The sequence below is a fragment of the Bacillus sp. F19 genome, from assembly GCA_023823795.1.
Classification (GTDB): domain Bacteria; phylum Bacillota; class Bacilli; order Bacillales; family Bacillaceae; genus Bacillus_P.
Map to the genome: position 1 here is coordinate 612,608 of CP085710.1, position 12,833 is coordinate 625,440.

Annotated in this window: 9 protein-coding genes; 7 read left to right on the forward strand and 2 right to left on the reverse strand. The window is 42.9% G+C overall.

What is annotated here, in order from left to right; all coding sequences use genetic code 11:
* Positions 1 to 266 precede the first annotated feature (266 nt).
* The 7 genes from LIT25_03285 (at position 267) to LIT25_03315 (ending at position 6,943) form a co-directional block, all read left to right on the forward strand.
* Positions 267 to 1,268 (forward strand): ABC transporter ATP-binding protein, encoded by a 1,002-nt coding sequence (locus LIT25_03285; protein ID USK36141.1) that lies wholly within the window; start codon positions 267 to 269, stop codon positions 1,266 to 1,268.
* On the forward strand, positions 1,249 to 2,217 hold the full coding sequence (locus tag LIT25_03290) for a dipeptide ABC transporter ATP-binding protein (protein USK34432.1): 969 nt from the start codon (positions 1,249 to 1,251) through the stop codon (positions 2,215 to 2,217). Before LIT25_03285 ends, LIT25_03290 begins: the two co-directional genes overlap by 20 nt.
* Before the next feature lie 52 nt (positions 2,218 to 2,269).
* Positions 2,270 to 3,880 carry an ABC transporter substrate-binding protein gene (locus LIT25_03295; protein ID USK34433.1) on the forward strand — a complete coding sequence of 537 codons (1,611 nt, stop codon included), beginning with the start codon at positions 2,270 to 2,272 and terminating at the stop codon, positions 3,878 to 3,880.
* Between the two features lie 59 nt (positions 3,881 to 3,939).
* Positions 3,940 to 4,941, forward strand: coding sequence for an ABC transporter permease (locus LIT25_03300; GenBank protein USK34434.1), 1,002 nt, complete (start codon positions 3,940 to 3,942; stop codon positions 4,939 to 4,941).
* A 17-nt stretch (positions 4,942 to 4,958) separates the two neighbouring features.
* A complete protein-coding gene (locus LIT25_03305) occupies positions 4,959 to 5,855 on the forward strand; it encodes an ABC transporter permease (protein ID USK34435.1) in 897 nt (298 codons plus the stop codon).
* 175 nt (positions 5,856 to 6,030) lie between these two features.
* Positions 6,031 to 6,600, forward strand: a complete 570-nt coding sequence (locus tag LIT25_03310) for a YdhK family protein (protein USK34436.1) — start codon at positions 6,031 to 6,033, stop codon at positions 6,598 to 6,600.
* Between the two features lie 199 nt (positions 6,601 to 6,799).
* Positions 6,800 to 6,943: a hypothetical protein gene (locus LIT25_03315; protein USK34437.1), complete on the forward strand. Its 144-nt coding sequence runs from the start codon at positions 6,800 to 6,802 to the stop codon at positions 6,941 to 6,943.
* Between the two features lie 100 nt (positions 6,944 to 7,043).
* On the opposite strand, the gene LIT25_03320 is transcribed toward LIT25_03315, so the two are convergent.
* Positions 7,044 to 8,126, reverse strand: a complete 1,083-nt coding sequence (locus LIT25_03320; protein USK36142.1) for an aromatic acid exporter family protein — start codon at positions 8,124 to 8,126, stop codon at positions 7,044 to 7,046.
* Between the two features lie 191 nt (positions 8,127 to 8,317).
* The gene (locus LIT25_03325) at positions 8,318 to 12,790 is read right to left on the reverse strand and encodes a glutamate synthase (protein USK34438.1); all 4,473 of its coding nucleotides are present in this window, start codon (positions 12,788 to 12,790) and stop codon (positions 8,318 to 8,320) included.
* Between the last annotated feature and the right edge of the window lie 43 nt (positions 12,791 to 12,833).

A 12,833-nucleotide genomic window follows, 5' to 3' on the forward strand; every position in this document is an offset into this window, starting at 1 on the left:
TTTGCTTCAAAAATGATTCAAAAGTGCTTCAAAGGACATGAATTTAATTAACATAATCACTTTATCAAAGTAATGCAATAAAACTATTTAGGCACAAAGGACTATTTTAATATTTAGAATATTTAGTCTATAATTTGTACATATCCAATTTTTTTGTATTTTGAATAATATCTTACAGAAATATCAAGAGAGAGCATAGAGGATGATCCGACATCATATGTTTTTAAGGTGTTGGAAAAAAAGTGTCCTCACTGGGGGTGAACGGTCTGACACGGGAAAAAATTTTAGAAATCAGGGATTTAAGCATTACATTTATGCAAAGCAAAGAAGAAACGCGTGTTGTGGATTCCATTCGCTTTGACGTACATAAGGGAGAAGTTTTAGGAATTGTAGGAGAATCGGGATGCGGAAAAAGTGTGACTTCGCTTTCGATTATGGGGCTATTGCCAAAGAAAACATCAAAGCTTACAGGAGAAGTGCTGTTTCAAGGGAAGGATCTTCTGAAGCTGAATGAAAAATCACTCCGGAAAATGCGCGGAAATGAAATTGCGATGGTCTTTCAGGAGCCAATGACTTCGCTCAATCCATTATTTAAAATAGGCAACCAGCTTGAAGAGTCACTTCGTGTTCATCAGAACTTAACTAAAAAACAGGCAAAGGACCGGGTCATTCAAATTCTAAAACTGGTAGGACTGCCGAGACCTGAGGAGTTATACGGAGAATATCCCCATCAGCTGTCCGGAGGTATGAGGCAGCGTGTCATGATTGCGATGGCGATGATCTGTGATCCGAAGGTGCTGATAGCCGACGAGCCGACAACTGCACTTGATGTAACGATTCAGGCACAAATACTGAAATTAATGAAAGACCTAAATGAAAAGCTGGAAACGTCCATTGTCTTCATTACACATGATCTTGGTGTGGTAGCAGAAATGTGTGACCGAGTCATGGTCATGTATGCAGGACAAGTTGTGGAAGAGGGAAGCGTCAAAACCATCTTCAAAAATCCTAAGCATCCTTACACAAAAGGGCTTATGAAATCAGTGCCTGATATCCGGCATAAAAATGACAGGTTATATTCCATTTCAGGGCAGGTGCCGCGCCCTGGCACGGTTCAACAGGGATGCCTGTTTGCAGGGCGCTGTGAATATGCAATGGCTGAGTGCATGAATGATTCACCTCCGATGTACAAGTTAGAGGATTCCCATCAATCAAGATGCTTTCTGGCACGAGAGGAGGCTATTCATCATGACGAAGCCTTTGCTTAAAGTGGACAAGCTGTCAAAGCATTTTCCGATAAATGGAGGAGTGTTTGGCAGACAAGTTGGTGCAGTCAAGGCGGTAAATGATTTGTCTTTTGAAGTATATGAAGGAGAAACACTTGGAATCGTCGGTGAATCGGGCTGCGGGAAGTCAACTATGGGCCGGCTTTTGCTGAAACTGATCGATGCTACAGAAGGATCTGTTACTTTTCAGGAAGAACAGCTGCTCTCTAAGTCTTCAAAAGAGATGAGAAAGATGAGGCGGGAGCTGCAGATGGTTTTTCAGGATCCTTATGCATCGCTGAATCCTAGAATGACTGTAGAGCGAATTCTTGAAGAGCCGCTTATCGTACATAAAATTGGAAACAAGGAGCAGCGCAGGCAAAAAGTAAAAACGATGCTGAAAATTGTCGGTCTCGATGAAGCTTACGGAAAAAGATACCCGCATCAGTTCAGCGGAGGACAGCGGCAAAGAATCGGGATTGCAAGAGCCTTGATGACGAATCCGAAGCTGATCATTGCAGATGAGCCAGTTTCTGCTCTGGATGTTTCCATTCAATCTCAAATTCTGAATCTATTAAAAGACCTGCAAAAGGAATTTTCATTAACTTATATTTTCATTTCCCATGACCTGGGAGTTGTTCGCCACATCAGTGACCGGCTTGGAGTCATGTATTTGGGAAGTTTAGTAGAGCTTGCAGACAGCGAGCAGGTGTACGCTGAACCGCTGCATCCGTATACAAGAGCGCTGCTTTCTGCCGTGCCTCTCCCGGATCCTGAGGCAGTTAAAGAACAGATTGTTTTAAAAGGGGATCTTCCGAGTCCGTCTGATCCGCCTAAAGGGTGTGCTTTTCATACTAGATGCCCTGCCTGCTTTGAACCATGCAAGGTGAAAAAGCCCGCATGGACTGAAGTAAAAGAAGGTCATTATGTCGCGTGTCATTTATATCAATAATGGCACAGATATGATTGATAGATTGATAAATAGGAAATAGGGGGATGTATGCGTGAAAAAGAAAAGCCTGTTGGTCTCAATTATGTTTGTGCTGCTGTTATCAGCGGCATTGATGGGATGCAGCTCAAATGACACCTCATCAGAAGGTAAATCAGAAGGCGGAAGCAGTGAAAAGAAACAGGACAGTCTTGTTTTTGGACGTGGCGGGGATTCTACATCACTTGATCCAATTACAACAACAGAGGGAGAAGCATTTAAAGTAACTGTCAACGTATTTGAAACACTGTTGAATTACGGTGAGCAGGATACAACTGTTCAGGAAGGTCTTGCAACAAAATGGGAAGTTTCTGAAGATAACCTGACGTATACTTTTACATTAAGAGAAGGCGTTAAATTCCATGACGGCACGGACTTCAACGCTGAAGCTGTTGTGTTCAACTTCGAGCGCTGGATGAACGGGGATGCCGATAAATTCCCTTACTACACAATGTTTGGCGGATTTAAAAAAGATGAAGGCCATGTAATTAAAGAAGTGAAAGCAGAAGGCGAGAATAAAGTTGTTTTCACACTAAAGCGTCCTCAAGCTCCGTTCTTAAAGAACCTTGCGATGTCTCCATTTGGAATTGCAAGTCCTGCTGCTATTGAAAAGCACGGAGATAAATTCAGAGAAAATCCTGTTGGAACAGGTCCATTTAAATTTGTAGAGTGGAAGCCGAACGACAGAATCGTTCTTGAGAAAAATGAAGACTACTGGATGAAAGGATACCCGAAATTAAATCAGGTAATCTTTAAATCCATTCCGGAAAACTCAGCCCGCTTAAATGCATTGCAGACGGGAGAAATTGATTTAATGGATGGAGTGAATCCATCTGATACTGCATCTATTACAAGCAATAAAGATTTACAGACGTTTGAGCGTCCGTCCATGAACATAGGGTATGTCGGATTAACGACAAACCGCAAGCCTCTTGATAACAAACTTGTGCGTCAAGCATTGAACCATGCAGTAGATAAACAGGCGATTATTGATTCTTTCTATGGCGGCCTTGCTGAACCTGCGAAAAATCCAATGCCGCCTTCATTAGAAGGCTATAACGATGAGATCGAGCCATACCCATATGATTTGGAAAAAGCAAAAGCGCTTCTTGCTGAAGCTGGACATCCTGATGGCTTTAAAATGGAGCTTTGGGCAATGCCTGTACCGCGTCCGTATATGCCAGAGGGTATGAAAGTGGCTGAAGTTCTTAAATCAAGCTTTGCAAAAATCGGTGTTGAAGCCGAAATCAAAACATATGACTGGGCAACTTATTTAGACAAAGCAAGCAAAGGGGAAGCGGATTCCTTTATGCTCGGCTGGACTGGAGATAATGGAGATGCTGACAACTTCCTTTATACTCTTTTAGACAAAGACAGCATCGGCAGCAATAACTATACGTACTACAGCAATGATGAACTTCATGACATTCTGATTGAAGCTCAGTCTAATGCTGACCAGGAAAAACGCAATGAGCTCTATAAAAAAGCGCAGGAAATCATTAAAGAAGATGCACCTTGGATCCCGATTGCCCACTCAACGCCAATTTTGGCCGGAAGCAGCAGCTTAACTGGATTCATGCCGCATCCAACTGGATCTGACATTTTAACAAAGGTTGAATTTAAGTAATCTTGAAGGAGGAGGACAAGTCCTCCTCCTTTTTTCAGAAATAAATGCGAGGTGAGACGATGGTTTCATACACAGTAAGAAGAATTGGATTGCTTATACCGGTTTTAATTGGGATGACACTAGTCGTTTTTTCTATAATCAGAGCCATTCCGGGCAACCCGGCACAGGTCATTCTCGGGCAGCGCGCTACACAGGAAGCAATCGAAAAATTAACGCAGCAGCTTGGTCTTGATCAGCCTTGGTACTTACAATATTTTGATTATGTTGGAGGACTTCTGACGGGTGATCTTGGTCAGTCCATCCGAACAGGAGCACAAATCAGCCAGGAAATGACTCCTTATTTGGCTGCAACAATGGAACTGACGATTTTTGCTATGATGATTGCAATCGTGGTAGGGGTCAATGCAGGAATCATCAGTGCCTGGTTCCGGAATTCGTGGTTTGATTATACAGCAATGGTTATCGCATTAGTCGGAGTGTCGATGCCGATATTCTGGCTTGGACTAATGGAGCAGTATGTCTTCTCCATTCAGCTTGGCTGGCTTCCTACGACAGGGCGGGAGGAAATTCGGAATCCGATAGATTCTATCACAAATCTTTACTTGCTCGACACCCTTCTGCATGGCAGATTTGATCAATTTATAGAAGTTCTCAAACATATACTTCTGCCGGGAATTGCGCTCGCGACGATTCCAATGGCGATCATTGCCAGGATTACCCGTTCAACCATGATTGAAGCAATGGAGTCGGATTTTATCCGTACAGCACGCGCTAAAGGTCTTCATATGTTCTGGGTTGTATACAAGCATGCTTTAAAAAATGCCATCATTCCGATTTTAACAATTATTGGACTGCAAACTGGATTATTGCTTGGCGGAGCCATTTTAACAGAAACCATTTTCGGCTGGCCGGGGATGGGAAGGTATATTTTTGATGCCATCAGCTATCGCGATTATCCGGTTATCCAATCCGGAATCTTAATTATCGCAACGATTTTTGTATTTATTAACCTGATTGTTGATCTTTTATATGCTGCAATTGATCCAAGGATTAAATATTAGGAAAGGGGGAGACTGCTATGTCACTACCATCGCTGCAGGAGCAGCAGACTGCCATTATAAAACAGGAGAAGGTTGTCACTCCTTTTCAGCAGAAGCTGCGCGTCTTTTTACAAAATAAATTAGCAATCGCAGGAAGCTTTCTCGTCCTTTTCTTTGTTATTATTGCAATCACAGCACCGCTGATTGCCCCTCAAGGCATTGATGAGCAGGAGCTCTCAAAGAGATTGCTTCCTCCTTCATCTGAGCATTGGTTTGGAACGGACGATTTTGGCCGGGATATTTTTTCAAGAGTCCTGTTTGGGGCAAGAATTTCCCTGTGGGTTGGCTTTTTCTCAGTCCTTGGATCAGCAATAGTGGGAACACTTCTTGGTATTATGGCAGGCTATTACGGCCGTGTCATTGATACCATCATTTCAAGGATTTTTGATATCATGCTTGCCTTTCCGAGCATCCTGCTTGCCATTGCGATTGTTGCTATTTTAGGACCTTCCCTGCAGAATGCACTGATCGCCATTGCTGTCATTAACATTCCGAACTTTGGCAGGCTGATCAGAGCGAAAGTGCTATGTGTAAAAGAAGAAGAGTACATACATGCAGCAAAAGCGGTCGGAACAAGCGATACCCGAATTCTGCTTGTTCATGTTCTGCCGAATAGCCTTTCGCCGATTATTGTACAAGCTTCTCTTGCAATTGCAACTGCCATTATTGAAGCGGCTGCTCTTGGATTCCTTGGACTTGGCGCACAGGCTCCAAATCCTGAATGGGGGAAAATGCTTGCCGATTCCAAGCAATATTTAGTTCAGGCTCCGTGGACACTGTTTTTCCCCGGCCTTGCCATTATGCTTACCGTTCTTGGGTTTAACTTAATGGGTGACGGACTTCGGGATGCACTCGATCCAAAAGGGAAGCATTAATAAAGCAATATACATGAAGAGTCCAGATCTAAGAGATTTGGGCTCTTTGTATTTTAGGGAATATGAACATAGCAAAAGAGTCATATTGATGATTAGTCAGTTTTTTATGCTTGCACAAATTCTGCACAATTCTTTTGTATGATGTGATCAAAGCTTATGGGAGGATGAGGAAAATATGAAGAAAAAGAAACTGACTATCTTTTTATCGCTGATCATGGCCGTTTCATTGTCACTTGGTGCTTGCGGGAACAGTGCAGGGGATCAAGGAGAAAAAAAGGAAGTTTCGGAACATATGGATCATGGCAGTATGAACCACTCAAGCTCTGGAGAAGTGCCTGAAGGGTTAAAAGAGGCGGAAAGTCCATCTTATGAAGTAGGAAGTAAAGCCATTATCAAAACCGATCATATGGAAGGTATGAATGGTGCCGAAGCTGTGATTTCGGGTGCATTTGATACAACTGTTTATGCCATCTCCTATACTCCTGAAGGCGGCGGAGATCCTGTTGTGAATCATAAATGGATTATTCATGAAGAAATCAAGAATGCTCCTGAACAACCGTTAAAAGCAGGAGATGAAGTAACTGTCGAGGCGAGCCATATGGAAGGCATGGAGGGCGCGGAGTCTGTCATTGATTCTGCTGAAAAAACAACGGTATATATGGTCGATTACACCCCTGAAGGCGGCGGTGAAGAAGTAAAAAATCACAAATGGGTGACAGAAAGTGAGTTAGCCAAAGCTGAATAATAAAAAAGACTGTGTTCGCATTGATTGTTGCTATTCGTAAGGTTATTGCACCTGCAATAAGGTAACAGCCGTGCTCTTTTCAAATTTAAGCAGGGATTGGAGCAGAAAAATCGCTTCCCCCCTGAAAAAAGTGCGTCAAAGCGGGAAATGGAGCAGAAAAATCGTCCCTCGCTCTTAAAAAAGTGCGTCAAAGCGGGGAATGGAGCAGGAAAATCGTCTCTCCCCTGAAAAAAGTGCGTCAAAGCTGGGAATTGAGCAGAAAAATTGTCTCACCTCTGAAAAAAGTGCGCCAAAGAGGGGAATTGAGCAGAAAAATCAACTCCACCGTGAAAAATTAGTTTAGACGATGTACTTATATTGAAAAATCTAAAAACCCAAAGAAAGTTCCTAAAAAAGAGGACTAACCATTATCGGTTAGTCCTCTCTTATTTTTGGAATGAAAATCAGCTGTTTTCTTCGATTTCATTAATTTGAAGCTCATTTTCATCTTTATGATAATTATGGAAGCTGTTTATTAGAGTATCCAAATGTTCCAGCTGCTCGCTATAGTCAATGATGATAGCGATAAGAGGGAGCAGGTGATAGAAGCATTCCTGATCAATGCAGTTTCCTTTAAATTTCATAAAAGTATCGACGAGCTCCTGCTTGTTAAACTGGCCTTCCTTAATGAGGTCATTTGTGGACTGCGGTTTAATTTTGCCTATAAATTTCAGGAGGCTTCTTTCATGAAAATCGATCAAATAGTCCAGCTCATTGACAAGAATCTCTTTAAAATCCTCTGGAAGGTGATGCAATTCATTTTCCAGCCTGTGGAGCTTTTTCAGGGTATCCAGGGAACGATTCGATGTAACAAGCATTTGCCTGAACAGGACGAGCTTGCGCGATTTTGCATAGATATTTCTTTTGAAATAAGCCCGTTCTTCCTTATACAGCAGATAAAGCTGATCAAGCTTAATCATTTTATCTTTTATTTTCTCAATGTCTGTTTTCAGTTCGCTGTAATCGGAAACCTCCCTCATGTTAATGCGGATCCATTTGATTATTTCCTCCGTATTGTCCACAATCCTGTAATATAGCTTTGTTTCGTATTTAGGCGGGATAAAGATTAAGTTGACTATGAAGGCCGATAAAACTCCGAGCAGGACCGTTCCAAAACGGATGAGAGAAAATTCAATGAAATCTTCCCCAGGACTTTCTAAGATCGCAATAACTGTAACGATGGATACAGGAATCGTATTTTCAATTTTTATTTTTAAATTAATCGCTATGACAATAATCACAGTTAAACCTATAACAAACGGGTGGGGACCAAAGATCAGCCCGAACAATATGGCAAAGGCTGCTCCGATGATATTTGCCTGAACTTGCTCAATGACAGTTAGATAAGAGCGATATATGGTTGGCTGGATCGCAAAAATGGCTGCGATACCTGCAAACGCGGGAGACGGTATTTTTAATAACGTGGCTAAGTATAGAGCCAGCGTAATGGCAATCCCCGTTTTTATAATGCGGGCACCAAGTTTCATGAGGTGTGTATGGACATTCCCTTCTTTTGTTGGCTGTTTCGCACAAATGAAAAAGAACAATGTTTGCAGAAAAGCCTTCTTGTTAAATAATTAATGACTATACAACGTTTAAACAAATTATTCAAGTTACATTTTCCCGTTTTGGTAAAAAAAAATAACACCTGACAGGCAGGTGTTATTTGGAAGAAGTTTTATTCAGTTGATACAGATGGATCTGCCTGCTCTTTAACAGGCACCAGCTGAATAAAGTTATTTTTTAAATCCTGTAAAAGTGGTTTTAGTTCTTCAGCTTCATCATTTTGACCATGACGCTTTAGAGCCTCGATGTATGTTGTAAGCAATTCTGATACATCACTCAGGCCTTTTGAATTTAGAGGTGAAATATCAATTTTAGCGCCTTTTGCAATTCGGCGTTCTATGGCCTGCTTTGTTAATCCAAGCTCAGGCTGATGTCTGACATACACAACCCCGCCAGTCATCCCTGCACAAATCCATGGGCCTGGATCTCCCATGACAAGTCCTCTGCCGTTTGTCATGTATTCAAACGCAAATCCTTTAATATTGGCGTTTACTCCAATATTACCCTTCTCATTTGCAGGAATTGGCTTATCAATCTTACCGCCAATAATCATGTCTGCTCCTGAGAGGCGAATTCCAGCGCGTGCATCCGCATTGCCTTGTACAAGCAGCAGGCCGCTTTGCGCGCCATAGCCAAATCCTTTACCGACTGAACCGTTGTAGTACTTTCCGTCAGTTCCTTTAGATTTGAATACTTGGATACTGCCTCCAAATGACGTTTTGCCTGTGCCATCCTGCGCTCCGCCTTCAACACGGATATTAATGCCGCTTGAATTATAGGCGCCAAGACCGTTTCCTGGAATAGAGCCTTCTTTATAATAAAGCTCAACGTCATCCAGTTTTTTGTAAGAGCCATCGAGACGGCCGCGCACTCTGTGACAGGAAACCCGGCTGCCGAGGATGCGCTGTTCAGATGTAACGCTCGAGAATTCTCTTGAATCATGAAGTTCATTGTCATCGTAATCTAAATACTCAGCTCCGGCTGCAACAGCGAGACGTTTGCTTTCTAAGCTTGCTGCAACTTCTTTATGAGAAAGATTTTGAATATCCAATGTTTCAAGCAAGAGTGAAAGATCCATTTCTTCTTTGCCGCGCGTTTGCTCAAGCAAGTCAGATCTTCCGACAAGTTCCTGAAGATTTGTAAATCCAAGTGATGCTGTCAGTGCCTGAAGCTCTGAACCGAATGCGCTGAACATATTAACAAGGCCCTGTACAGCAGGATCGTATTTTCTTGGAACAAAGCGTCTTAAGCCATGCTCTTTTGCCTGTGCTTCTGATTCAATTTGAGTGGCAATCCCCACGTGGCATGTATCTAAATGACAGCCGCGGCATGTTGTACAGCCGATTGCAATCATCGATAATGTTCCAAAACCGACGCGGTTCGCTCCAAGCAGAACGACTTTCATAACGTCGAGTGCACTTTTAATTCCGCCGTCTGCCCAAAGCTCTACTTTTTCACGCAATCCAGCTTCGAGTAATGCGTTATGTGCTGCTTTAACACCGATTTCAACAGGCAGCCCAACATGCTGAAGTGCATGGATGCGGGCTGCACCAGTACCGCCGTCAAATCCGCTCAGCGTGATGATGTCAGCTCCGGCTTTTGCAATTCCTACTGCTATCGTTCCGATGTTAGGAACAACAGGAACTTTAACGGAAACCTTTGCCTGATCATTAGCTGTTTTCAGTTCAGAAATCATTTGCGCCAAATCCTCAATCGAGTAGATATCGTGGTTATTTGACGGCGAGATGAGATCTGATCCGATCGTGGCATTCCTGGATTCTGCAATTTTCGCAGTTACTTTTGAACCCGGCAAGTGACCGCCTTCACCAGGCTTCGCTCCCTGGCCGATTTTAATTTCCAGGAGGTTGGAAGAGTTCAGAAGCTCTGCATTTACGCCAAATCTTCCTGATGCGATTTGCTGTCCGCGTGTGCGCGGATATTTACCGAGCATATCTTTAATTTCTCCGCCTTCACCGTTTAGACTTACCATATTTAATTGTTCAGCGGCTTCTGCATAAGCACGGAATGCTGTTTCATTTTGTGAACCGAAGGACATGGAGGCGATCACGAATGGAAGACTGTGCTCTCCGACTCCGATATTTACTTTTTCTTTTGGCACGGCAGTTTTAGCTGTTTTTAAGTCAGTTAAATGACGAATGGTAATCGGATTGCTTTCTTCCTGCTCTGTCAGTTTTTCGCGATAACCGTCATAACTGCCCGTTTTTGCAACATCGCCAATCGCTTTCCAGATTCTCGGGAAAATGTGGAACGTCTTGCTCGGACGGGCTTTTTCATTTTCAAAGTCCTGGCTTCGTTCAAGTGCATCCGCTTTGAGGCTTTCAAAATTGTATTTAAGAGAACGAGAGCCTAAGAAGTTTACAATGTTAAGCTCTTTTTCGATTTCCTCATTCAATCCGATAGCCGAGAAGAGTCGTCCATATCCTCTTAGCTCATGAATGCCGATTGTAGAAATGACCTTCTCAAGTCCTTTGTTCAATGATTCATACAAGTTAACAGCAGGTTTTGCTGATTCTTCCTCAACAACAGTAGCAAAAAGGATATATGGACTGATTAAATTTGCTCCAAGACCGTATGCAATCATAATGTCATGCAGGGATCTGATGGCTCCTGTGCGAAGAACGATCGAGCAGTTTCTTCGCAGGCTTGCTTTAACCAATGCCTGATCAATAACGGAAGTAATCAAGTGAGGATCAATCCACAGCTTTCCGTTTTGATGGGCTTCCTGATCGTCAAGCACAAGTAATACAGCGCCTTCGTTTACAGCTTGAATAGCTTCAAGCTTCAGACGGTCAAGAGCGTCTTTCAGGCTCTCACTTTCAGAGTACACAGCAGATAGGACATACAGCTGTTTTTCCTTAGAGAATGTCTCGATAACTTCTTCATATGGAAGCTGTTCAATATGCTCAGATGCCATTATTCCAAGCTTGCCTTCAAGCAATAATGGTGAAGGAAGCTCAATCATAGCTGTTTTTTCCTGCTGCTCAGTCAGTGAAGGGCGTTTCCCGATTACAGAGCGGATGGAGAAATGCTCTGACTCGCGATCACGGTCAATCGCCGGATTGGTAACAACAGCAACACTTTCTTTAATAAAGTCAGCAATGTTTTTCCGGTCTGGATGAATTGCTGCAAGTGGGCCATCATGGCCGAGTGAGCGAATCGGCTCTGCTCCTTTTTCAGCCATTTGCTCAAGCAGCTGAATGTGCTCGCGATCCCAGCCGAATGCAGCGTAATGTCCATTGTGAACCTTGAAAATAGGAGACGCTGAACATTTGCCTTTGCTGACTGGATGCGCCAATCTTCTGCGGTACCCGTCAATATCTGTTCTGCCTGAAAATCTTTTATAGACTTCCTCCTGAAGAGAAGGATACTCAAACAGTTCGATAACATCCTTGTTCCATTTAAGGCCAAGCTTCTCGCCAGGTCCAAGCGGTTTAGGCTCGCCTGCATAAAGAGAAGCCGGAATGATTCCCGGTTCAGATGCAAATATATAGGAAGATTTTGATTCTACCTTCCATAATGGTCTGAGTCCCAAAGCATCTACGCTGAATACTGCTTCATCTGCGAATCTCGAGATAATGCCTGCAGGACCTTGTGCGAAATGGCCCCAAGCTTCACGAATATACGTGTATAAGTCCTGAAGGTGGTCTGGATATGCTTTAATTTCATTAATAATGGGAGGAAAAAGAACGTCCAGTGCTTCAAACAGGCTATAGCCGTCTCTTGCCACCAATGTTTCAATCGTTCTGTTCAAGTCTTGAGAATCACTTCCGCCGTCTGTAAGCGGAACATTCATCATTCTTGCTTCGTCACGAAGCTTTGCAATTGTATTGATTTCACCGTTATGACCTAACAGGCTAAATGGCTGCACACGAAAAAAAGTAGATAATGTATTAGTAGAATACCTGTTATGGCCAAGAGTCATCGTTGATGCTGCAAGCGGATTTGCAAGATCATGATAAAACTTCGGAAGGACATCTCCCGCACCCATAACCTTATAAACAGCAGCATGCTGACTGAGTGATGCGACATGTACATTGAGGTTTTTCTCAATCTGAATCGTCAGCTCAAAAAGATCCTTATTAAGAGAATCATGCTTGCCGGCTGGAATCATGGCAAATTGCCAAAAGAGAGGTTCTTCTTGCAGGGCGATGGGTCCTAATGCAGATGATGTTGTGACTTTATCTGTTTCGAAAACAAGTTCGAAATTCTTTTCGGATAGAAGGTTTTTAATTTCTTTTTTCAATTTATCAGGGCTTTCGTTTTTAGACAAAAAGAGGTGTCCGACGATAAAATCGCCACGCTCGGCTAGTTGCTGATCAAGATTTGCGTCTGCAAGCTTCTGCTTCCACAGGGCTCTAGGAATATCAATATGAATGCCGACACCGTCTCCTTCGCCGTTTATAAACCCGGCGCGGTGATTCATCGTAATCAATGCATCTATACATAAATCAATGTTTTCTTTAGTCGGCACGTTCCGTTTTTCGATGACTGATACAATGCCGCAAGCGTCATGCTCTGCGTTGTAATATTCCTTAAACTTACTTGGGCTCCAATTTTCTTTCATAAAAGCGGCTTGAAAGGGGAATGTGTTCCCTCTTATAGCCTTC